The organism is Methyloversatilis sp. (assembly GCF_030696805.1).
In the GTDB taxonomy this organism is placed as follows: domain Bacteria; phylum Pseudomonadota; class Gammaproteobacteria; order Burkholderiales; family Rhodocyclaceae; genus Methyloversatilis.
This window is the reverse complement of record NZ_JAUYRO010000088.1, coordinates 43,024-62,983: the sequence shown is the minus strand read 5'-3', so window position 1 is coordinate 62,983 and position 19,960 is coordinate 43,024. Positions and strand designations below refer to the sequence as shown.

At 65.3% G+C, this 19,960-nt stretch carries 27 protein-coding genes and 1 tRNA gene; 23 read left to right on the top strand and 5 right to left on the bottom strand.

Going from position 1 to position 19,960, the window contains the following annotated elements; all coding sequences use genetic code 11:
- Window positions 1–40: 40 nt before the first annotated feature.
- Entirely contained in the window at window positions 41–427 is a 387-nt protein-coding gene (locus tag Q8R75_RS14065) for a hypothetical protein (protein ID WP_305626069.1), read from the bottom strand.
- Window positions 428–575: 148 nt separating this feature from the next.
- A complete protein-coding gene (locus Q8R75_RS14060) occupies window positions 576–2,369 on the bottom strand; it encodes an AsmA-like C-terminal region-containing protein (protein WP_305626070.1) in 1,794 nt (597 codons plus the stop codon).
- A 197-nt stretch (window positions 2,370–2,566) separates the two neighbouring features.
- Here Q8R75_RS14060 and Q8R75_RS14055 point away from each other — a divergent pair.
- A tRNA-Asn gene (locus tag Q8R75_RS14055) sits at window positions 2,567–2,642 on the top strand.
- 816 nt (window positions 2,643–3,458) lie between these two features.
- On the opposite strand, the gene Q8R75_RS14050 is transcribed toward Q8R75_RS14055, so the two are convergent.
- The 3 genes from Q8R75_RS14050 to Q8R75_RS14040 all read right to left on the bottom strand — a co-directional run bounded on the left by Q8R75_RS14050 (window position 3,459) and on the right by Q8R75_RS14040 (window position 7,381).
- Entirely contained in the window at window positions 3,459–4,223 is a 765-nt protein-coding gene (locus Q8R75_RS14050) for a DNA adenine methylase (protein ID WP_305663768.1), read from the bottom strand.
- 300 nt (window positions 4,224–4,523) lie between these two features.
- Complete coding sequence (locus Q8R75_RS14045; protein ID WP_305663767.1) at window positions 4,524–5,543, bottom strand: phage portal protein; 1,020 nt, start codon at window positions 5,541–5,543, stop codon at window positions 4,524–4,526.
- Window positions 5,540–7,381: a terminase ATPase subunit family protein gene (locus tag Q8R75_RS14040; RefSeq protein WP_305663766.1), complete on the bottom strand. Its 1,842-nt coding sequence runs from the start codon at window positions 7,379–7,381 to the stop codon at window positions 5,540–5,542. Before Q8R75_RS14040 ends, Q8R75_RS14045 begins: the two co-directional genes overlap by 4 nt.
- 134 nt (window positions 7,382–7,515) lie before the next feature.
- Between Q8R75_RS14040 and Q8R75_RS14035 the strand changes: the two genes are divergently transcribed.
- From Q8R75_RS14035 to Q8R75_RS13930, 22 genes are all read left to right on the top strand, one after another.
- Entirely contained in the window at window positions 7,516–8,409 is an 894-nt protein-coding gene (locus tag Q8R75_RS14035) for a GPO family capsid scaffolding protein (protein WP_305663765.1), read from the top strand.
- A gap of 36 nt (window positions 8,410–8,445) precedes the next feature.
- Window positions 8,446–9,462, top strand: coding sequence for a phage major capsid protein, P2 family (locus tag Q8R75_RS14030; RefSeq protein WP_305663764.1), 1,017 nt, complete (start codon window positions 8,446–8,448; stop codon window positions 9,460–9,462).
- Between the two features lie 77 nt (window positions 9,463–9,539).
- Window positions 9,540–10,316: a phage terminase small subunit gene (gpM, locus tag Q8R75_RS14025; protein ID WP_305663763.1), complete on the top strand. Its 777-nt coding sequence runs from the start codon at window positions 9,540–9,542 to the stop codon at window positions 10,314–10,316.
- 104 nt (window positions 10,317–10,420) lie between these two features.
- Window positions 10,421–10,618 (top strand): hypothetical protein, encoded by a 198-nt coding sequence (locus tag Q8R75_RS14020; protein WP_305663762.1) that lies wholly within the window; start codon window positions 10,421–10,423, stop codon window positions 10,616–10,618.
- A 9-nt stretch (window positions 10,619–10,627) separates the two neighbouring features.
- Complete coding sequence (locus Q8R75_RS14015) at window positions 10,628–11,095, top strand: head completion/stabilization protein (RefSeq protein WP_305663761.1); 468 nt, start codon at window positions 10,628–10,630, stop codon at window positions 11,093–11,095.
- Window positions 11,095–11,319, top strand: coding sequence for a tail protein X (locus Q8R75_RS14010; protein ID WP_305663760.1), 225 nt, complete (start codon window positions 11,095–11,097; stop codon window positions 11,317–11,319). The genes Q8R75_RS14015 and Q8R75_RS14010 overlap by 1 nt, the downstream gene beginning before the upstream one ends.
- Window positions 11,320–11,324: 5 nt before the next feature.
- The gene (locus Q8R75_RS14005; protein WP_305663759.1) at window positions 11,325–11,648 is read left to right on the top strand and encodes a hypothetical protein; all 324 of its coding nucleotides are present in this window, start codon (window positions 11,325–11,327) and stop codon (window positions 11,646–11,648) included.
- Window positions 11,645–11,989: a hypothetical protein gene (locus tag Q8R75_RS14000; RefSeq protein ID WP_305663758.1), complete on the top strand. Its 345-nt coding sequence runs from the start codon at window positions 11,645–11,647 to the stop codon at window positions 11,987–11,989. The genes Q8R75_RS14005 and Q8R75_RS14000 overlap by 4 nt, the downstream gene beginning before the upstream one ends.
- Complete coding sequence (locus Q8R75_RS13995) at window positions 11,986–12,492, top strand: DUF5675 family protein (protein WP_305663757.1); 507 nt, start codon at window positions 11,986–11,988, stop codon at window positions 12,490–12,492. The genes Q8R75_RS14000 and Q8R75_RS13995 overlap by 4 nt, the downstream gene beginning before the upstream one ends.
- Window positions 12,489–12,725: a hypothetical protein gene (locus Q8R75_RS13990; protein WP_305663756.1), complete on the top strand. Its 237-nt coding sequence runs from the start codon at window positions 12,489–12,491 to the stop codon at window positions 12,723–12,725. The genes Q8R75_RS13995 and Q8R75_RS13990 overlap by 4 nt, the downstream gene beginning before the upstream one ends.
- Window positions 12,722–13,297 carry a hypothetical protein gene (locus tag Q8R75_RS13985; RefSeq protein WP_305663755.1) on the top strand — a complete coding sequence of 192 codons (576 nt, stop codon included), beginning with the start codon at window positions 12,722–12,724 and terminating at the stop codon, window positions 13,295–13,297. The genes Q8R75_RS13990 and Q8R75_RS13985 overlap by 4 nt, the downstream gene beginning before the upstream one ends.
- Window positions 13,294–13,491 (top strand): hypothetical protein, encoded by a 198-nt coding sequence (locus tag Q8R75_RS13980; protein ID WP_305663754.1) that lies wholly within the window; start codon window positions 13,294–13,296, stop codon window positions 13,489–13,491. The genes Q8R75_RS13985 and Q8R75_RS13980 overlap by 4 nt, the downstream gene beginning before the upstream one ends.
- On the top strand, window positions 13,485–13,979 hold the full coding sequence (locus Q8R75_RS13975) for a phage tail protein (RefSeq protein ID WP_305663753.1): 495 nt from the start codon (window positions 13,485–13,487) through the stop codon (window positions 13,977–13,979). Before Q8R75_RS13980 ends, Q8R75_RS13975 begins: the two co-directional genes overlap by 7 nt.
- A 2-nt stretch (window positions 13,980–13,981) precedes the next feature.
- On the top strand, window positions 13,982–14,191 hold the full coding sequence (locus tag Q8R75_RS13970; RefSeq protein ID WP_305663752.1) for a hypothetical protein: 210 nt from the start codon (window positions 13,982–13,984) through the stop codon (window positions 14,189–14,191).
- Window positions 14,188–14,646 carry a phage virion morphogenesis protein gene (locus tag Q8R75_RS13965; RefSeq protein ID WP_305663751.1) on the top strand — a complete coding sequence of 153 codons (459 nt, stop codon included), beginning with the start codon at window positions 14,188–14,190 and terminating at the stop codon, window positions 14,644–14,646. The genes Q8R75_RS13970 and Q8R75_RS13965 overlap by 4 nt, the downstream gene beginning before the upstream one ends.
- 68 nt (window positions 14,647–14,714) lie before the next feature.
- Window positions 14,715–15,347 (top strand): phage baseplate assembly protein V, encoded by a 633-nt coding sequence (locus Q8R75_RS13960; RefSeq protein ID WP_305663750.1) that lies wholly within the window; start codon window positions 14,715–14,717, stop codon window positions 15,345–15,347.
- Between the two features lie 14 nt (window positions 15,348–15,361).
- Window positions 15,362–15,709 carry a GPW/gp25 family protein gene (locus Q8R75_RS13955; protein ID WP_305663749.1) on the top strand — a complete coding sequence of 116 codons (348 nt, stop codon included), beginning with the start codon at window positions 15,362–15,364 and terminating at the stop codon, window positions 15,707–15,709.
- A gap of 3 nt (window positions 15,710–15,712) precedes the next feature.
- Window positions 15,713–16,624: a baseplate J/gp47 family protein gene (locus Q8R75_RS13950; protein ID WP_305663748.1), complete on the top strand. Its 912-nt coding sequence runs from the start codon at window positions 15,713–15,715 to the stop codon at window positions 16,622–16,624.
- Window positions 16,621–17,202 (top strand): phage tail protein I, encoded by a 582-nt coding sequence (locus Q8R75_RS13945; RefSeq protein WP_305663747.1) that lies wholly within the window; start codon window positions 16,621–16,623, stop codon window positions 17,200–17,202. Before Q8R75_RS13950 ends, Q8R75_RS13945 begins: the two co-directional genes overlap by 4 nt.
- Before the next feature lies 1 nt (window position 17,203).
- Window positions 17,204–18,091 (top strand): hypothetical protein, encoded by an 888-nt coding sequence (locus Q8R75_RS13940; RefSeq protein ID WP_305663746.1) that lies wholly within the window; start codon window positions 17,204–17,206, stop codon window positions 18,089–18,091.
- Between the two features lie 13 nt (window positions 18,092–18,104).
- Complete coding sequence (locus Q8R75_RS13935; RefSeq protein ID WP_305663745.1) at window positions 18,105–18,626, top strand: DUF4376 domain-containing protein; 522 nt, start codon at window positions 18,105–18,107, stop codon at window positions 18,624–18,626.
- A gap of 126 nt (window positions 18,627–18,752) precedes the next feature.
- Complete coding sequence (locus tag Q8R75_RS13930) at window positions 18,753–19,925, top strand: phage tail sheath protein (protein WP_305663744.1); 1,173 nt, start codon at window positions 18,753–18,755, stop codon at window positions 19,923–19,925.
- The last annotated feature ends 35 nt before the right edge of the window (window positions 19,926–19,960 follow it).

Sequence of the window (19,960 nt, the reverse complement as noted above, 5' to 3'; positions counted from 1 at the left end):
TGAATCGATGCCCGCAGCGGGTGCGGGCGTCAGGGTTTCGTCAGACGGAGGCGGATCTGGGGGGGTGTTCCGCGCTATCGGCGATGAAGGACGGCGGGCCACCGAGGTCGGCGAACGGTCGTTCGTGGAACGCCTTGTCGGCAAACGCCGGGAGCGTGGCCGGTGTCAGCGCGCCTGCAATGCAGCAGGCCGCAGAGCTCGCACACGACTGGGGGGATTGCACAGCGCTTTCATCGCGCGCGGCCGATTCGGCACAGTGCTCCGATAACAGCGGCGCCTCGGTCGCACTGTCGTGCCCGCCCGCCATCGCAGGCGGCTGCCCTGGCACGCAGCACATCATCGCCGCGGCGACACCGCCTTGCAGCGGCAGCGCAATCACGAGCAGGATGGTTATCAGGAATCGGCTGAAACGGGACATCACCTGCATACCATAGCAGCCGGCGCGCAAGTTGTGGCGCTGGCGCTGGCGTCAATTGATCGAATGCAACCCCGGCGAGGCGTCAAACAGACGTATGCCGGAACCCGACTGGCGGAAAGCCGGGCCGACGCGAGACCAGAACAGGCGGCTGGGCTCTTCAACGCCGCAGGCGCACGACCGGATCGGCGTACTTGCCTTCGATGCTGACCGGTGCGAGTACCGTGGTTGCGCTGCCGCGCAGGCTTACGTCGAGACGACCATTGATGAGGCCGTCGGCCAGCCGGATGTCTCCCTGCGCGCCGACCAGTCCGGACGACATCGTCGCACCGGTCAGGCTGAGCCCGGAGGCGTCAGCCAGTACATCGCCTTCGAGCCGATCGAAACGCGTGCTGCCGCCGCGCACGCCATCCGGACGCGGAATGCGCACCGCCTGCACAAGATCGACGCGTTCGATCTGCCCTCGCTGAACGCCAAGCTTGCCCGACGCACGCAGCGTGCGCCGCAGCGCCTCCAGCGTTTCCCCATCGCCGCGGATGGCGATCGCCGCAGACAGGTCACCGGTCAGCAGCAGCGTGGGCGCAAACACCTTGAGCAAATCTGCAATGGCAAGACGCGACGTGGTCATTTCGCCTTCGACGGTCGCCGGGCTGACGAGCCCGACAGACAGATTGCCCACCGCATAACCGCCATAAAGCTTTACGTCCACCTTGTCGAACTGCAGGCGCTGGCTGTTCAGCGTACCGGTTGCCTCAAGAACGTCGAGCAGCAGTGACGGCTGGCCGGGCGTGCGCCAGCCCAGCGCCGTGAGCGCGACATTCCACACACCGGATTCGATGCTGCCCTGCAGCTTCAGTCCGCCATCCGTGCTGGCCAGCGACAGCCGCGTCAGCGCGCCGTCCTCGTTGATGTCCAGCGTGCCATTCAGATTGCCGATCGATCCGTCCAGCAGCAGCAGGCTCGAATCGACGACGCTGATGCGTTCGACCTTGAGCCAGCGCGATGCCCAGTTGATGTCCTGCCGCTTCGACAGCTCGGGCAGAAAGGCAATATTCAGTCCTGCACGTTCGATGCGCACTTCGCGCATGACCGTCCGCTCCGACAGCAGCGTCGACACGCGGGGAATGAGCTTGACGGTGGCGACGTCCAGTTGCCCGCCCTCCCCGACGCGCAAGCCCTCCAGTGCAATGGACGGCTCGGGAAAGATGCTGGGCGATACCGATGCGATGCGCACCGGTTGACCGAGCAGTTCGCTCGCCAGTTGTTCCATCTGCGGCAGGTGCCGGCTGTAGGGATAAAGGAAAAACGTGCCGATCACCAGCGCGCTAAGCACGAAGCTCCCGACCACAAGCCGCTTTGCAAGCGAACTCGGCGGCCCTTTGCGATCAGCACCGCTGACACGCCCCGCGAACAGATCAAACACACGCCTCAACGGTCCGGGAGCGCTGTGCTCGACGCCGGCATCCGCTGAGCTGGTCATCATCGCGCGTCTTATTGCACCGCGGACGTCATCGCTGTCGGCCGGCGGCGGCGACGCGACCGCGACAGCCGCCGCCGGAGCATTCAGTTCGGGGATGGCCATCGCGAACTCGTCCAGCACCGGCGATTCCTTTGCCGAAGACCGGTCGTGCGCCCGACGGATGTCATCGGCTACCGGTGTGATCGGCTGACTGACCAGATCTTCGATATCGACCATGATGGACGACAGTTCCGAGCGGTCGGCGTCTTCTTCGTTACTGGCGTTATCCACCCGGCGCACCAGTCCCCGATGTTCAAGCTCGCCGACCAGGCCTTCGACGATCAGCGGATCACCGAACTGCTGAGCCAGATTGCCGACGGGCGTGCGCCCGTCGATCATGATGAGCACCGAACGCAGGTTGCGTTGAACGATGGTGCGCTTCGACACCGCATCCTCGCCCGCTTCAGTCTTGATGAATACCGCGTTTTCGTTCATTGATCTGCGCTGGCAGGCTGGCCTCGTGCCCTGGGGCGAGCGGTAAGTCGGAGCTACGGCGAAGGCTGTTGTGACCTTCAGGTGACGTGATCATAAATCGATAGCGGGCCGAAGTGGCGGCCAGTCAGCGCGAAGAAAGTCACGTATCAATCGCTTGACGCGCGCAGGATCACAACCTATTATCGCGCCCTCTTTGTTCCCCGATAGCTCAGTCGGTAGAGCGCCGGACTGTTAATCCGTAGGTCCCTGGTTCGAGCCCAGGTCGGGGAGCCAGAACACAAAAGGCCCGCAGCGATGCGGGCCTTTTTCTTTTACCCGAAATGGGTCTGGATATTAGACAGCTGTCTAATATCGGCGCCATTTCCTCGCCTGATCACATCCCTCGAACACCAGCACGCACGCGACAGGCAGGCGTCAACGCCGCACGCGTGAAGGCTCTGATTTTTGGCGTCTTCGGAAAAAGGTAACTAAGGTAACTTGTTTTCGAAAACAGCTTCAAAGCCTTGCTGAAAGCCGTTCTATCGAATAATCAGAAGGTGATTTATAGGTAACTTTAAAGTAATCAAATTACCTAATTACAAGGTCACATTCTCGAATTAAAACCCCTTTTATTTCAATGAATTAGAAATAGTTACCTTTTTGATTACCTAAAATCACCTTTCGAAGGTAACCAAAACATCCTATTTAAATCAATCGCTTAGGTTGAATAAAAAGAAACGATTACCGAAGTTACCTTTTTGCGACGTCGCTGACGATTTCAGTGGCCGATGAGGCTGGTTGTGGCCATGCACCCCTTTGTGCACCGGTGCGCACCGGTGGAAGCGGGTGACGATCTGTCTTTTCGATGCGTCCTGGCTGCGGATACACCAGGAGGCACCGGCGCACGATTCGAAGTCGATGAAGCGAGCGGGCGGGGCGGGGTCTCGACCGCGCGCGGTGGGTGGTGATGGACGGGTTTTCGGTCTGAGGGTCGTTTTTCGCACTGGTTTGGTGCATTTGGGCGAGCGGCGGCGCCCGCGGCCGCGCTGGGGCGCGGGCGGGGCCGTGTGGGCAGGCTGGGGTTCGCGCGGCGCTGGTGGCCGGTCGACGTCAGCGCAGGGCGGTGATGATCAGCTCGGTGGCGCTGCTGGATCGGCCTGAGCCGCCGACCGTGTAGTTGATGGACGCGGTCCGGATGTCGAGGCCGGCGAACACACGGCGCATGTCCGGGTGATCATTCACCGTGATGATCACGCTGCCCTTGGCCGACCTGGCCAAGCTGGCCAGCGCTTCGTACTGTTCGAAGCCGAAGGGCACGCCATAGCCCTCGGTCTGCCAGTAGGGCGGATCGATGAAGAACAGCGTGCCCTGCCGGTCGTACCGTGCGGCGCACGCCTGCCAGTCGAGGTGCTCGATCACAGCTTGGCCCAGGCGCAGATGCGCGGCCGACAGATCCTCCTCGAGGCGGGTGAGGTTGATGCGCTTCGGCCCGGTGATACCGGTGCCGAACCTCTGCCCCTCGACCTTCGCGCCGAAGCACATCTTCTGCAGGTAGAAGAAGCGCGCTGCGCGCTGGATATCGGTCAGCGTGCGAACGTCGGCCAGCTGGTGATGAAGGAACGATTCCCGGCTCGACAGCGCCCAGCGGAACTGCCGCACGAACTCATCCAGATGATGGGTCACCACCCTGTATAGGTTGATGACGTCACCGTTCAGGTCGTTCAGCACCTCCACCTTCGACGGCACCTTCATGAAGAAGAGTGCAGCGCCGCCGCAGAACGGCTCGACGTAGCAGGTGTGTTCAGGGAAGAGCGGGAGGATCTGCTTTGCCAGGCGGCGTTTTCCGCCGATCCACGGGATGATGGGTTTTGCCACGTTCATGGGCTCCATGTGTCGGGCGCTCGCGGCGCGCGGGATGGAGGCTCGTGGCCTTCAGGTGATTCAAGTCACCGCAGCGCGGGCACTTGATCTGCATGTCGATGTATCGGCCTTCGCCGAGTTTCTTGTTGCACTTCTTGCAGCGGATGGATTGCACAGCAGCTCCTCACTTCGCGTGATAGCTTTGGCTCGCCGTGTGCACGGTGGCGGTGCCTTGGCTGAAGGCAGGCTGTAGCTGCTGGAGGTGGCCGGCCGGGTGTTCCCGCACCCTGCTTGTCGCACCGTCTCTCTTTTCGATCAGGGCACCATCGCGGCACCCGGCTGGGCGACCAGGCTGTATGGCTTGAACCGCACCACCTCTTCACCTACCCATTCGTTCAGTTCCTTGAACCGCTCCTGCAGCGGCTGGATTTCGTTGATCCAGAACACCTCGGCCGCGTCACGGATGTCGCCGAAGCCGCCGGTGTTGTTCGGGATGATCGACATCAGCTGCGGCGGCACGCGGTGCGCCGCAAGCAGATCGTCGCGCGTGACATTCTTGATGTTGAAAAACTCGTCTTTCGCGGCCACCTCGCCCACCGGAATGATCTGCAGGCCCTTCTCCTTGCCGTTCGGCGCGTACATGAACAGGTTACGGAAATTGCCCGGCCCCTTCGCCTGGCGCATCGCCTCGCGCAGCTTGTCGATGTCGTCCGGGTTCTGGGCCGCGTCCGTCATGTACAAAATGAATCCGGCGTGCGACCCGTTCAGGTAGTACCGCCGTCGAAACAGCGTCGAGGCCTCGTTGAGCCAGGCGCTGTTGAGCGCGCTCAAGTACTCCGGCAGGCCATACACCTCCTGATTGATGTCCGGCTCCATCATGTGGAACACCGAGCCGCGCGCGAACTCATGCTCCTGTCGAAACCCGCGCACGAAGAAGTAGGTGTCCAGATCCACACCGCGTCGTGTGTACTTCGCAGGCGACGGGGTCAGCGACAACGCCCGCCCGGTGCGCGAGTTTGCGCGTTCGACATAAGTGTTGCCGAAGATGATGAAGTCCAGCGCCAGCCGCGAAAAGTGCTCGCGCTTGAGCATCGAGTGAGGCTCGAACGTGCTCACCAGCGCGTTGCGCTTCACGTACATCGGGCTGCTGTGGTGCGGGGCCGATCGCGCGCTGCGCGCCAGCCCCTCGAAGCTGATCGGCGTTTCGTACCACCGCCCCATGTTCGCCGACTCCAGATAGTCGAGTATTTCCCGGCCATCCATCACCGGCACCGGATCTCCGAACGTGAAGGCCTCGATGGGTACCGGCTGTGCCGGCGTGGTGTTTTCGCTCATTCGGTCATCTCCAGAATGCTGCCGTTGGTTTCGCTGGCGCCTTCGATCGGTTCATTGATCAGCGCGTGCATCGTTGCCCACGCAAGGTCGGCGTGGCTGGCCTCTTCGCTGCGGCTCGCCTCGTACGTCATCTGCCGGCCGCTCGCCGTCATCACCTTGCGGATCTGCATGAAGCTGGCCGCTAGATCAGCCCAGCCGGCGTCGAACTCCAGCCGGCCGCGCGTGATCACGTGCTGCGCCTTGAGCACCATGCGCACCTTCGCTTCCACGCTGTAATTGATCGCCTGGGCACCCGGGAAGAACTTGCGCACCAGCTGAATCACCGCTGAGCCCATGCCGGTGACGTCGATGCTGATCCGCTGCACGTTGTAGCGCTTGGTGACCTGCAAGATGTGCCCGGCCTGCTCCTCGAAGTCGTTCCCGCGCAGCTGCAAGCGCTCAAGCACGCGGAACTTGCCGCCCGGCACCATGGGCGGCGCCAGCACCACCAGCCCCGCGCTGTCGCCCGTGTCGCTCGGGTCATAGCCGACCCAGACCGGCCGATTGCCGAAGGGTCGCGCGGCGAACGGCTTGAGGTCCGTCCACGCATCCCAGCTATCGACCATGCAACGCATCATCATGGTCAACGGGAAGGCGCTCTCCGAGTCGTCCATGAACATGCACATCAGCAGGTTCGCGAACTCGGCCGGCCCGTACTCGTTTCGCAGCTGCTCGATGTCGAACAGGTTGCACCCGCCCGCCAGCGCGTCTTCCACAGTCACGATCTGCCGCCACTGCCCGTCAGGGCACAGCACGCCGTTTTTCAGCGCGTAGTGGCTGGTGTCGATCTCAACCCGCTGGTCGCGCGGCCTGCCGCGGTTGTAAAGCGCACCCGTCCAGAACGGATACGCCTCGTGTGTCACGCTGCTCGGCGTCGAAAAGTAGGTCTGGCGCCACTTCTTGTGCATCGCCATGCCCGATGCAACCTTGCGCAGTTCCTGGAAGCGCGCGGTCCAGAAGTACTCGTCGAAATACAGGTTGCCGTGGTAGCTCTGCGCCGTGCGCGCGTTCGTGCCCAGGAAGTACAGCGTCGCCCCATTCGGCAGAATGATCGGGTCGCCCCTCAATTCAACGCCGATCGCCTCGCGCACGAACTCCAAGATGTACTGCTTGAACACGTGGGCCTGAGCCTTCGAAGCCGACAGGAAGATCTGGTTACGACCGGTCTGTATCGCGTCGTCGATCGCCTCGCGGGCGAAGTACCAGGTCGCCCCGATCTGCCGCGACTTCAGAATGTTGCGAATGCGAGCCAGCTCGCCCGCTTCACGCCACACCTGCTGGTAGCCAAACAGCGAATCAACGAACGCCTCATGCAGCGTTGCGGCCTGCTCTTCGCTGATCGCGTTCTTCTCGGGTGCCTTGCGCGGCCCGCTGTTCCGGTTTGCCACCTTCGGGTTCAGGTCTGCCTCGTTGCCACCGCCCTCGGTAAAGCGGCGCACGCGTGCCATGCGCTCGATCTGGCGGCCCAGCAGATCGATTTCCTTCATGTCGCCGCCGGTCTTCTTTTCCTTCGCCACCAGCACCTGCATGCGCATCTCGATCGATGACTCGATCCGTTGCACCGCGCTCGACTTGTCCCAATTGTCACGGCGCTTCCAGCTCTGTACCGTGTTCGGGCTGAGGAGAAGCTCTTCCGCAATCGCGCTCAAGCTCCAGCCCTGCCAGTAGAGGGCGCGCGCGCGCCGTCGCGGGCTCACATCCGTGGGCTCGAACCGTGGCGGCGCCAGCGCTTCAGCGTTGATCTGGTTCGCCGCCGCGGTCAATTCAGCATCGGCGAGTGGTGCAGTAGCGGCAGTCATGGGCGCCACTTTGCCCGCCGCGCGCGCGCGACTCTGTCACCTCCTGTTGTATCAAGCCGCCGAACAACCGCCCGTCGTTGCCCGCCCTGCGCGCGCCGCCGAACATGGCCGCAACTCAACCCGAGGCGGCCTCCATGGCAAAGACCAAGTTCATACGCGTGATGACCGAAGGCGCCACCAGCGACGGTCGCACCATCGAGCGCGGCTGGATCGAGCAGATGGCGCGCACCTACAACCCCATCCGGTACGGCGCCCGCATCTGGCTTGAACACCTGCGCGGCCTGTACCCGGACAGCACCTTCCGCGCCTATGGCGATGTCGTCGCCGTCAAGGCCGAAGTGGTCGAAGACGGCAAGCTCGCCCTGTTCGTCCAGCTCGACCCCACGCCCGACCTGATCGAAATGAACAAGGCGCGCCAGAAGATCTACACCAGCGCCGAGGTCGACTCGAATTTCGCCCGCAGCGGCGAGGCCTACCTGGTCGGACTTGCCGTCACCGACAGCCCCGCCAGCCTCGGCACCGAAATGCTGCAGTTCGCCGCACAGGCCAAGAGCAACCCGCTCTCGCAGCGCAAGCAGTCGCCCGACAACGTTTTCACCGCCGCCACACCCATCACGCTCGAATTCGAGGACACCGAAATGACCACAGCGAACAAGCCCGTCGATGCCCCGAAGGCCGATGGCGAAACGAAGACCCTGCTCAACGCCATCATCGGCATGCTCAAGCCTGCCGAAAAGAAGGGCGACGAAGTCACCGCGCAGCCCTCCGACGACTTCGCCGCCGCGCTGACTGAAGTCGCCAAGCACCAGGCCGAAACCGCCAAGGCCCTCGCCGAGTTCAGCGCCGCGGCGAAAACGCAGGGCGACGCACAGGCCACAAAGGTTGAAGAACTGTCGGCAGACCTCAAGAAGCTCTCCGAAAAATTCGCCGCCCTCACCGCCAAGCTTGACCAGACCCCCGGCCAACACAGCAAGCGCCCGCCCGCCACCGGTGGCGACGGCACTGAAAAGCAGCTCGCCGACTGCTGATCGCACCTTCCCCGCCACCACCTATCGGAGCACACCATGCGCACCCAAACCCGCCAGGCGTTCAACGCCTACCTGCAACAGATGGCCCAAATCAACGGCGTAACCAGCGCCCTCGAAAAATTCGCGGTCGATCCCAGCGTTCAGCAGCGCCTTGAACAGCGCATGCAGGAGACCAGCAGCTTTCTGGGCCGCATCAACATGATGGGCGTCACCGAACAGCAGGGCGCCAAGCTCGGTCTGGGCATCGGCGGGCCGATTGCGTCGCGCACCAACACCACCACCACTGATCGCGGCACCACCGACCCCACCGCGCTCGACGACGATGTCTACTTCTGCAAGCAGACCAACTTCGACACCCACTTGACCTACGCCAAGATGGACGCCTGGGCCAAGTTCCCGAACTTCCAGACCATGATTCGCGACGTCATCCTGCAGCGTCAGGCGCTTGACCGCATCATGGTCGGCTTCAACGGCGTCAGCGCCGCCGCCGCGACCGACCCGGTCGCCAACCCGCTGCGCCAAGACGTGAACATCGGCTGGCTGCAGCAATACCGCGCCAACAAGCCCGCCTCTGTCATGACCGGTGGCGGCACGGCCGGCCAGATCCGCATCGGCTCCGCAGCGGGGGCCGACTACGCCACGCTCGACGCCCTCGTGTTCGATCTGGTCAACAACCTGATCGAGCCCTGGTACCGCGAAGATCCGGGTCTCGTTGCCGTCGTCGGCCGCTCGATGATGGCCGACAAGTACTTCCCGCTGATCAATTCGACGCAGCCCGCAACCGAGCAGATCGCGACCGATCTCGTCATCAGCCAGAAGCGCATCGGCGGCCTGCCCGGCGTGCAGGTGCCCTTCATGATCGATGACGGCGTGATGGTCACCACGCTCGACAACCTCTCGCTCTACTGGCAGGAGGGCGGCCGCCGCCGCACGATCGTCGATAACGCCAAGCGCGACCGCATCGAGACGTACGACAGCTCGAACGACGCCTACGTCGTCGAAGACTACGGCCGTGGCTGCATGGCCGAAAACATCACCTTCAGTTGGTCATAAGCCCTGGTGATTCAGGCGGCGGGCGCCAGTACGCGCCCGCCTCTCGGTACCCGAACAGACTGAACGAAAGACCGACCATGACCCTCAGCCCCGCCCGTGCTCACCGCATGCGCTGCATCGCCGCCGCGGTCGCGACCGTCGCCAGCGCGCAGGCAATCGCCAACGGCACGCACATCGACCCCTCGCTGGTCACCGGCTACGAGCTCGTGCTGGCCCAGCTCGACGAACATCGCCGGCAGCTCAAGCAGATCCAGAGCATCGCAAACAAGGCCGAGGCCAAGCGCCGCTTCCTGCCCGAATACGCCGCCTACGTGGGCGGCGCCCTGCAGGCGGACCGGGGCGGGCAAGACGACGTGATCATGACCATCATGGTCTGGCGCCTGGACGTTGCCGACTACACCGGCGCGCTGCACATCGCCGAGTACGCCCTGCGCCACGGCCTCACCCTGCCCGACCAGTACAAGCGCGACCTGCCCACGCTCATCGCCGAAGAGCTGGCCGAAGCCGCCTTCAAGAGCCGCTCGAGCGGTACTGCGTTTGACACCGGCGTGTTGCTCGCCGGCCTGCAGCTCACCGCCGAGCGAGACATGCCGGATGAGGTGCGCGCCAAGCTGCACAAGGCCATCGCCTACACCCTGCGCGACCACGCCGAGCTGCAGGCCGAGCCGGCAACGCTCGAGCAGCTCCAGCAGATCCGCAGTCACCTCACGACCGCGCTCGCGCTGCATGCCGGCGCTGGCGTGAAGAAAGACATCGAGCGAATGGACACCAAGATCAAGGCGCTCACCCCGGCCGACAGCACCGAAAAAGGCCAGACCAAACCGCCGGCAGCGTCGCAAGACGGCGCCGGCTGAACCGGGCGGACCCCGCACTGGCGGCGGGCGCGGTCGCGCAGCGGAGTACTCCTCCTCTCGGACTGCAACACCGCGCCCCCACCGCCACCACAGGAGCACCAGCGATGAGCAATAACGCCCTGCCGCCGACCAACACCTTCCTCATTGAGTTCGATTCGAAGAACAGCGCCGGCTACATCAAGGGCGTGAAGGTCACCATCGAGGCAGACATTGTCGATGTCGACGAATCGGTGCGGATCGACCTTGCCGACCACCCGCTCTACCGCGCGCTGCAGCGCTACGTGCTCAACAACCCGCGCTGAGCCGCAACCATGAACGGATTCGTCGCCATCGGCGCCACGCCGACCGATCAAGCGCCCATCACCAGCGGTGCGTTCTGGCCCGCGGTCGATCCTGACGACGCGCTCAAAGACAAGCGCATCGACGGCACCGTCACCCCGCCCCGCCTGCGCGCGGCGCTCATCGACGCGATCGCCACCGTCAATCACGACCTCGCCGGCTGGATGGCTGCTCAGATCGCCCTCGGCTTCGACACCCTCGCCGAGGTGCCCGCCCCGGTGGTGGACGACGAATCCATCCACGTCCATCGCTACCGCCGCGCCGTCTATTGCCTGGCCGCCGCCGATCTCACCGAGCAGTACCGCAGCTTTGACGCCACCGACGCCGGCCACCAGTACGCCGACAAGCTCGAAACCCCCATCGGCGACCTGCGCCGCGCCGCGCACTGGGCACTCAGAGACATCCGCGGCGAGCAGCGCACCACGGTTGATCTCATCTGATGGCCGCCCGCGCCTCATCCACCGTTCGCACCATGCAGGGCGACACCGTCGACCTTGTGTGCTGGCGCTTCTACGGCCGCACCACCGGCGTCACCGAGCAGGTGCTCGAAGCCAATCGCGGCCTCGCACAGCTCGGGCCGGTGCTGCCCGCCGGCACCGCTGTGGTCATGCCCTCGATCGCCGTCGCACCCGAAACGCAGCAGCGCCTGCAGCTCTGGAACTGAAGCCCATGACAGAACCGACCACCGCCTCCATCGTCAAGCTGCTCGGCGCACTGCTGCCGGGCGCAGTGGGTTCGGCCATCGCGCTGCGCTTCAACACCACCGACGCCCGCGCCCTCGATCGCCTGCTGGCCTTCATGGGTGGCGTGGCCCTCGGGCACTACGGCGGCGGTGCGCTCGCCCACTGGTACGGCGTCGACGGCGTGCTGGCTGACGCCATGCGTGTCGCCTCCGGCCTCTTCGGTCTGGCGCTGGTCGCCAACGTCATGGCCGAACTTCCCTCCCTGATCGCCGCTGCGCGACGTCGCATCTTCGGAGATACCCCCCAATGATCACGCCCACCGCCCTGCTGGTGATCCTCTGCCAGATCATCGTTTTCGCCCTGTCCGTCTGGTGCCAGCTCAACCCAAGGCTGCGCACCGGCAGCATTGCGACCCTCGCCCTGGGCTGTCTTGCCATCGCAGCCCTACTCGGCTTGCACCAGCCGGCCGACACCGTGCTGCACCTCGCCTTCTGGCTGGCCGCTGCCGCCCTGCTCATCTTCATCGCAGCTCGTGGGCGGGTACCGCCTGGCATGTCGCACATCGACGATCTGCGCTGGCCACCGCCACGCGAGCACCGGCGATCCACTCAACACCGCGCCACACATGACGCATCAAGGAGCCACCAGTGATCAAACTTCAGCTCGTGCGCACGGCCTACCTGAGCACCTGCGTTCTGGGCACGCTTTACGCCGGTGATGCGGCCTTCGCGACGATCGAACGGCCATGGTTGCCCGATCCGGACGGCATCGGTGGAGTACGCCGCGAGTCGTGCATCCCGGACGGCGACTATCAGGTCTCGAAGCACTCTTCGCAGAAGTTTCCCGACGTCTGGATACTGAGCAATCCGGATCTGGGTGTCTGGGGCATGCCCGGCGAAATACCCAAAGACCAAAAGACGGGTCGATCGGCCGTGCTCATTCACGCCGGAAACCGTGTGCGAGACGTGATCGGCTGCATCGCGGTCGGGCTCAAGCACGGCTCGATGGAAGGCGAGCATGCGGTGATCTCCAGCCAGATCGCGCTCAAGGACATGCGCTCCATTCTGGGCACCGGAAACCACGTCCTTAGTATTCGAACCACGCCTGGCGCATCGCGCGAGCGCCTTCCTTTCGAGAAGGTTCTGCGGCCATGACCGACGTGGTCCCGCACCTGATTTACAACTGCGAAGATCAGCTCAAGGTGCTGGGCCGCTCGCGTGGCAGCAGCTACATCCGCCGCCAGCTCGCGCACTGGCGCAGCCACTACGGTGCCATCGCGGCCGACCGCGTCGCCGCGTCATTGAGCGGCAAGTACGACCTCACCCCACAGCCCGAAACCCCGATGCAGCCCATTCCACGGCCGCGTCAGATCCGGAGCCACCCATGAGCGTGCGCGCACTGGTCATCATCCTGCTGCTCTGTGCTGTCAGCTACGGCGCCTTCACCTGGTGGGTGACTGCAGGCGGCAACCCATCGCAGCCAACGACTGTCGCTGCGCCTGCAGCACCCGCCGCACAGGTCAAAAACGCCGGTTACGAGTTCATCGTCATCACCGAGCCCGTGAAGGCCCGCCCTGCCGCGACCAAGCCCAAGCTCAAGCTGCCGCCCGCCATCGCGGCCGATCCGACCAAGCACGTCATCGACGCCACCACGGTGCCGGCCGGCGAGCGGCCCGTCACCGTCATCCCGGTCATCGACCAGGTCACCGGCGAAACCCAGATCTACACGGTCGCCGAGCCCTTGCCGTGGATCGACACCACCCAGCGCGGTGACGCCGGCCTCTACCTCGGCATCAAGCGCGGCGAACCCGTGCTGCGCGCCCAAGCGCGCCAACAGCTGGTGCAGGTCAAAGCCCTGAAGCTGGGCGCGCTGGCCAGCCTCGACGTACCGCTGCACAGCCGCCCGGGCGGGTCAGACCTCGACGCCTTCGTCGGTCTGGGCGCCTGGGTGAGCTGGTGAAGCGCACCCAGCTCCACCGCGCCATGGTGTTCGCCGTCGCCCTGCACTGGTCGGGTACGCGAGACCGCATCGCCGAAGTCATCCTCATCCTCGCCGCCGAAGTGCGCCGCCTGCGCCGCGACAACGAGCGTGTGCGAGCCGATCGGGCCATCTATCGACGCATGCTCATCGAAGAGAAAAAACGCAAATGCTGAAACCCGAATCGCTGCGCCGCCACCTCGAAGCCACCGCGCCGTGGGTCGCCGCCCACCCCGACCGCCTGCTCACCTTCATCGACGAAGGCGACGTCCGCAGCACGCTGCGCGCGGGCCTGAGCTTCGAGTACCGCTACACCCTCAACCTCATCGCCACCGACTTTGAAGGCCATGCCGACACCCTCATCGTGCCCATCTTGCTGTGGCTGCGCCGGCATCAGCCCGAAATGCTGCAGAACCCCGAACTCATGCGCGCCGGCTTCGCCTTCGAGGCCGACATCCTCACCCACCAGACGATGGACCTCTCCATCAAGCTGCAGCTCACCGAGCGCGTCATCGTCAGCACCGTCGACGGCGCCATGCGCGCCACCCACGCCGATGAACCTGCGCTGGATCCATATGAAGGCGTGGTCGACACCTGGGAGTTGATCAACACCCAGCCCAACACCGCGCCGGACTGGACGGTGCCGATCCCCACACCGGTCTAACCATGGTTGCGCCGATCGACATCTGTTCCGACAAGGCTCTCACCGGCCGCGCGCGCGTCCGCATGGGCTTCCGGCGTCGTCTCGTCCTGCAGGTCGAAGTCACCGTCGTGGTGTATCGGTACTTCAAGCAGGTTGGCGAACGCACACGCTGGCGCGACGCCCGGCCCGAAGACGCTATCGGTCGCACCCTCACGTTGGTGCCCTACGAGTGAGCTACACCGCCCCGCTTGAAACCTGGCTGCAGGCGCTGGTCGCCAACACCCGGCCCGAGGCCCGCCGCCAGTTGGCCTGGCGCGTGGCGCAGCAGCTGCGCAAAGCACAGATCGACCGTGTCCGCGCGCAGCAGAACCCTGACGGCACGCCTTTCGAGCCGCGAAAGCCTCAACCGCCCGCCTTCCGCGACAAGAAAGGCCGGGTGCGCCGGCTCATGTTCGCGCGCATGGCCACGGCCAAACATATGCGCATCAGCGCCACGCCGGCCGCCGCCACCGTCGAGATCAAGGGCCGCGCGGCACGCATCGCCCGCGTGCATCAAGAGGGCCTTGAAGATGGCGTCAATCGCCGAGGCCTGCGCGTGCGATACCCCATCCGGGAAATACTCGGCTTCGCCCGCGACGACGTCGAGCAGATCGCCGCAGCCGTGCTCGACCACATCGACCCGGCTTGATGTAGTAATCCCCTACCGCACAACCCGCCACATCCCAACACCCGCGCGCGCGCGGCACTCTGCCGGGCATGCACACCGCGCCCACTCCCGACGTCGTTGAACTCGCCCGCCGGCTCGACAACCTGATCCGGCCCGGCACCGTCCATTCCGTGAACCACGCCGAGGCGCGCTGCCGCGTGCAGTCCGGCGAACTGGTGAGCGACTGGCTGCCGTGGCTGGCCCCGCGCGCCGGCACCACCCGCGAGTGGTCGCCGCCCACGGTCGGCGAACAGGTGCTGCTGCTCTGCCCCAGCGGCGACCCCGGCGCAGCCTGGGTGCTGCCCGCCGCCTACAGCGACGCCCGGCCCGCCCCCAGCGACAGTGCGAGCGAACACCTCACCATCTATCCGGACGGCGCGGCCGTGCGCTACAACCACAGCACCGGCGCCCTGTCGGTCACAGGCGTGCAAACCGCAGTGATTCAGGCCGAGGTGCAAGTCACCATCGACGCCCCGCACACCCACGTCACCGGCACCCTGACGGTCGACGACCTGCTGAGCTACCACAACGGCATCGCGGGCGACGGTGGCGAAAACGACAACCTGATCAACGGCACCTTCAGCCACGCTGGCGGCACGCTGAGCAGCAACGGCATCGTGCTGCACACCCACACCCACACCGGCGTGCAGCCCGGCAGCGGCAACACGGGCGGGCCGACCTGATGAACGCGACCGGAATGAGCGCCACAACCGGTCGCTCGCTCGGCGGCATCGACCACGTGCGCCAGAGCATCCGCGACATTCTGAGCACCCCCATGGGCACCCGCGTCATGCGCCGCGACTACGGCTCCGAACTGCCCGAGCTGATCGACCAGCCCATGCACCGCGCAACCCTGCTGCGCCTGGCCGCCGCCAGCTACCTCGCGCTGATGCGCTGGGAGCCGCGCCTCAAGGTCACCCGCATCGCCGTGCTGCCCGATACCGCTCAACACGGCCGGCTCACCATCGACCTGCAGGGCAGCTACGCCATGAGCGACGGCAACACCACGCAAGTCGCCCTCACCCTGCCGCTCACCGGAGCCTGACGCATGCCCGCACTGATCGACATGTCGCTGTTGCCCGCGCCGGCCGTCGTCGCGCCGGCCGACTTCGAGGCCATTCTTCTGGCACGCAAGGCGCGCCTGCTCGCGCTCTACAGCGAAGCCGAGCGTCCTTCGATCGCGCTGGCGCTCGCGCTCGAATCCGAGCCCATCGTCAAGCTGCTCGAAGAGTCGGCCTACACCGAGCTGCTGCTGCGCGCCCGCATCAACGACGCCGCCCGCGCCGTCATGCTGCCGTGGTCCACCGGCACAGATCTGGACAACCTCGCCGCGTTCTACGACGTACCGCGCCTGGTCATAACCCCGGCCGACCCCGACGCCATCCCACCCGTGCCGGCGGTGCTCGAATCCGACGCCGACTTTCGCCGTCGCATCCAGCTCGCCCCCGCCGCCATGACCAACGCCGGCACGCGCGATGCCTATCTGTTCCACGCCCTGTCGGCCGATGGCGAGGTGAAGGGCGCCCATGTCGCAAACCCAGAGCCCGGCGAAGTGCTCGTGACTGTGCTCTCCCGCGAGGGCGATGGCGCCGCGTCGCTTGACCTGCAGGGCGTGGTCTATGCCCGGCTGAACGCTGACGACGTTCGCGCCCTCTGCGACAGCCTGGTCGTGCAGAGCGCCACCATCGTCGACTACACCGTTGAGGCCGTCATCGATGTGCTGCCCGGCCCCAGCCCGGCCGCCGTGCTCGAAGCTGCCACCGCAGCGCTCACCGCGACCCTCGCCGATCTGCATAACCTCGGTCGCAATATCACCCGCAGCGCATTGTTCGCCGCCCTGCACCAGCCCGGCGCGCAGGGCGTGAGCCTCACCAGCCCGGCCGCCGACATCGATATCGCCGACGACGAAGCCGGCTACTGCACCACCGTCACCGTCACCCTCGGGAGCATCGGCCTGTGAGCCTGCTGCCGCCCAGCACCACCGAAACCGAGCGCCGCCTTTCGGCCGCGCTCGCCCTCTCGGCGCTGGGCGCGGCGGCTGACCAGGTCGCTCGCCTGTGGCACCCGGACACCTGCCCAGCGCAGTGCCTGCCGGCCTTAGCCTGGTGCCTCCGGGTCGATGAATGGTCTGACGCGTGGCCCGAAGACGTGCGGCGCAAGGTCTGTCGCGACGCCATCTACCTGCACCGACGCCGAGGCACCCGCGCATCGGTCGTTCGCGCCCTGCGATCGGTCGGCCTCATCAACGAGTTGCTCGGCTACGAAGCACATATTGTCGAGGGCATCACCGCGCTGCGTCGCGACGCCACGGCCGTGCGCGACGGCACCCGATCGCGTGGCGAAACATCGAGCTGGGCCACCTACGAGGTGTTGCTCAACCGCCCCATCACCATCGCTCAAGGCCAGAGCGCTCGCCGGGTGCTCGAAGCCACCGCGCCCGCTCGCTGCACCCTGGCCCTGCTCGACTTCTCTGAAACCGCATTCACGCGCGACGGCTCACGCCTGCGCGACGCCACCATCAGCTACGGAGCAACCTGACATGGCAAATCTGACCGAAGTCGAGGAATACACCGAAGGCATCTATCAGTTCGAAGAGACCGACCCGGTGCAAGGTGGCCCCGGCGGCATCGACAACCTGCCAACCAAGCAGCTTGCGAACCGCACCAAATGGCTGAAAGCCAGTTACGACGCGCTTGCCGATGCGTTTTCGGCGATCGACTTCGGGCTCTTCGCACCTAAGGATTCGCCCGCGCTCACCGGCAACCCGCTTGCGCCGACCCCCACACAGTTCGATTCAGACACGTCGATCGCAACAACCGCGTTTGTTCAACGCGCGCTGGGCAACCGGGCCGGGCTGATCGGCATCGAAACAACGCCCTACAACCTGCTGCCAGCCGATGCCGGGAAGTTCTTTTACGGATCGAGTGCGGCGTCTGTCGTGAATCTGCCGTCCGTGTCATCTGTGCCGGCGGGCGCCACTTACACCATCCAGACAGCGGTACCCATCGTCGTTCAGCGCACAGGCAGCGACACGATCTTTGCGAACGGGGGCGGACAGACCTCTATCACGCTCCCCGCGAATACAACTGCGACCTTCACCAAAGGTCCGAACGTGAACAGCTGGGCCGTCGACGGTTCCGCGCGGCTACCGTTCGATGGCAACTTTGTTTCCGCGCTGGGCAGTTCGGGCTATCAGCGTCTGCCCAGCGGATTGATCATCCAGTGGGGCGGCACCACTGCCGGCACCAGCGGCACCATCACATTCCCGATCGCGTGGCCCAACAGCATGATGGCCATCGCCGCGGCCAATCAAATCACTGTCGGCACGCCGACCGATTCGGTCGTGTTCCGCGCCGCCACCACGAGCCAGATTCCGTGGGTGCGCAGTTCCGCCACTGCGTTCCTGTGGATCGCGCTCGGTTTCTAGGGAGGGTATTCACATGCTGTATTCCGCTCAAACCGGTGGCTTCTACAGCCGCGCGATCCATGGCGCGAACGTGCCGAGCGACGTGGTCGAGATCACGCCGCAGCAACACACCTCGCTCTTGCAGGCGCAAGCGCAGGGGCAGCGAATCGTGCCGGGTGTCGGCGGGTTTCCGTCCGCCCAGGCCCAGCACGTCACCATGACCGAATTGCGCGAGTCGAAGATCCGCGAGATCGACGCCGCCCGCGACGCCGCTGCACGCGGCGGCTTTCTGTATGCCGGGGTGCGCTACGACAGCGACACACAATCGATCCAGCGCATCAACGGCGCCGTCACGCTGAGCCTGCTGGACCCGACCTTCGAAACCCCGTGGATCACCGAAGACAACAGCGTGGTCACCCTCGATGCCGAGGCGCTGCGCGGCCTCGGGCAGGCCGCGGGCGAGCATGAGGCGCAGCAGATATTCAAAGCCCGCGCGTTGAAAGACGCCGTGCTGGCCGCCACCACCGAGGCGCAGATTGCCGCGATCGAGTGGTGAATTCGGGTGGATCAACGCGCCGTGATGTAACGCGGCCGCAGACAACCCGCTGAGCACCACGCAGCCGCGCGCGCGCGGCATGCTCCACCCACATCAGCCGGCACCCCCGCCCACCAGGAGCCCGACATGCCCGACACCTACCACCACGGCGTACGCGTCATCGAGATCAACGAGGGCATCCGCCCCATCCGCACCATCGCCACCTCGGTGATCGGCATCGTCGCAACCGCACCCGACGCCGACGACGACGTCTTCCCGATCAACACCCCGGTGCTCGTCACCAGCGTGCTCACCGCCATCGGCGCGGCCGGTGCAACCGGCACGCTCGCCAAGGTGCTCGACGCCATCGCCGACCACGGCAACGCCTTCGTCGTCGTCGTGCGCATCGAGCCCGGCGTCGATGCCGCGGCCACCACCGCGAACGCCATCGGCACTGTCACGGTCGGGGGCCAATACACGGGCCTCAAGGCGCTGCTCGCGGCCGAAGGCAAAGTGGGTGTGCGCCCGCGCATCCTCGCCGCGCCCGGGCTCGATACCCCAGCCGTGGCCGCCGAGCTGGCGATCATCGCTCAGAAGCTGCGCGGCTTCGCCTACATCGCCGCCCACGACTGCGACACGAAGGAAGAGGCCGTCACCTACCGCGACACCTTCGCCGCCCGCGAACTCATGCTCATCTACGGCGACTTTCAGGCGTTCGACACCGTCACCGAAGCCAACGCCACGGCGCTCGCCACCGCCCGCGCGGTCGGCCTGCGCGCCTACATCGACCACACGGTGGGCTGGCACAAGTCGCTGTCGAACGTCGCCGTGCAGGGCGTCACCGGCCTCACGAAAGATGTCTACTTCGACCTGCAGGAAACCGCGACCGACGCCAACTTCCTGAACGGCAGCGACGTCACCTGCCTCATCCGCCGCGATGGCTTCCGCTTCTGGGGTTCGCGCACCTGCAGCGACGATCCGCTGTTCGCGTTTGAGCCCTACACCCGCACCGCCCAGGTGCTGGCCGACACCATCGCCGAAGCCCACATGTGGGCCGTCGACAAGCCGATGCACCCGCAACTCGTGCGCGACATCATCGACGGCGTGAACGCCAAGTTCCGCGAGCTGAAGGGGCTGGGCTACATCATCGGCGCGGAGGCTTGGTACAACGAAGAGATCAACGACCCGGTCACCCTGAAGAGCGGGAAGCTGTACATCGACTACGACTACACCCCCGTCCCGCCGCTCGAAACGCTGCTCTTCCAGCAGCGCATCACAGACCGTTACCTCATCGACTTCGCCGCTCGGGTCAACGCCTGATTGAGCGCCTGACCGCCCGCGCCCGCACTGACCGG

Excerpts from the sequence above, each read along its gene's own strand:
- Q8R75_RS14065 (WP_305626069.1), bottom strand. The coding sequence starts at position 427 with ATGCAGGTGATGTCCCGTTTCAGCCGATTCCTGATAACCATCCTGCTC.
- Q8R75_RS14060 (WP_305626070.1), bottom strand. The coding sequence starts at position 2,369 with ATGAACGAAAACGCGGTATTCATCAAGACTGAAGCGGGCGAGGATGCG.
- Q8R75_RS14045 (WP_305663767.1), bottom strand. The coding sequence starts at position 5,543 with ATGAGCGAAAACACCACGCCGGCACAGCCGGTACCCATCGAGGCCTTC.
- Q8R75_RS14040 (WP_305663766.1), bottom strand. The coding sequence starts at position 7,381 with ATGACTGCCGCTACTGCACCACTCGCCGATGCTGAATTGACCGCGGCG.
- Q8R75_RS14035 (WP_305663765.1), top strand. The coding sequence starts at position 7,516 with ATGGCAAAGACCAAGTTCATACGCGTGATGACCGAAGGCGCCACCAGC.
- Q8R75_RS14030 (WP_305663764.1), top strand. The coding sequence starts at position 8,446 with ATGCGCACCCAAACCCGCCAGGCGTTCAACGCCTACCTGCAACAGATG.
- gpM (WP_305663763.1), top strand. The coding sequence starts at position 9,540 with ATGACCCTCAGCCCCGCCCGTGCTCACCGCATGCGCTGCATCGCCGCC.
- Q8R75_RS14020 (WP_305663762.1), top strand. The coding sequence starts at position 10,421 with ATGAGCAATAACGCCCTGCCGCCGACCAACACCTTCCTCATTGAGTTC.
- Q8R75_RS14015 (WP_305663761.1), top strand. The coding sequence starts at position 10,628 with ATGAACGGATTCGTCGCCATCGGCGCCACGCCGACCGATCAAGCGCCC.
- Q8R75_RS14010 (WP_305663760.1), top strand. The coding sequence starts at position 11,095 with ATGGCCGCCCGCGCCTCATCCACCGTTCGCACCATGCAGGGCGACACC.
- Q8R75_RS14005 (WP_305663759.1), top strand. The coding sequence starts at position 11,325 with ATGACAGAACCGACCACCGCCTCCATCGTCAAGCTGCTCGGCGCACTG.
- Q8R75_RS14000 (WP_305663758.1), top strand. The coding sequence starts at position 11,645 with ATGATCACGCCCACCGCCCTGCTGGTGATCCTCTGCCAGATCATCGTT.
- Q8R75_RS13990 (WP_305663756.1), top strand. The coding sequence starts at position 12,489 with ATGACCGACGTGGTCCCGCACCTGATTTACAACTGCGAAGATCAGCTC.
- Q8R75_RS13985 (WP_305663755.1), top strand. The coding sequence starts at position 12,722 with ATGAGCGTGCGCGCACTGGTCATCATCCTGCTGCTCTGTGCTGTCAGC.
- Q8R75_RS13975 (WP_305663753.1), top strand. The coding sequence starts at position 13,485 with ATGCTGAAACCCGAATCGCTGCGCCGCCACCTCGAAGCCACCGCGCCG.
- Q8R75_RS13970 (WP_305663752.1), top strand. The coding sequence starts at position 13,982 with ATGGTTGCGCCGATCGACATCTGTTCCGACAAGGCTCTCACCGGCCGC.
- Q8R75_RS13960 (WP_305663750.1), top strand. The coding sequence starts at position 14,715 with ATGCACACCGCGCCCACTCCCGACGTCGTTGAACTCGCCCGCCGGCTC.
- Q8R75_RS13955 (WP_305663749.1), top strand. The coding sequence starts at position 15,362 with ATGAGCGCCACAACCGGTCGCTCGCTCGGCGGCATCGACCACGTGCGC.
- Q8R75_RS13950 (WP_305663748.1), top strand. The coding sequence starts at position 15,713 with ATGCCCGCACTGATCGACATGTCGCTGTTGCCCGCGCCGGCCGTCGTC.
- Q8R75_RS13940 (WP_305663746.1), top strand. The coding sequence starts at position 17,204 with ATGGCAAATCTGACCGAAGTCGAGGAATACACCGAAGGCATCTATCAG.
- Q8R75_RS13935 (WP_305663745.1), top strand. The coding sequence starts at position 18,105 with ATGCTGTATTCCGCTCAAACCGGTGGCTTCTACAGCCGCGCGATCCAT.
- Q8R75_RS13930 (WP_305663744.1), top strand. The coding sequence starts at position 18,753 with ATGCCCGACACCTACCACCACGGCGTACGCGTCATCGAGATCAACGAG.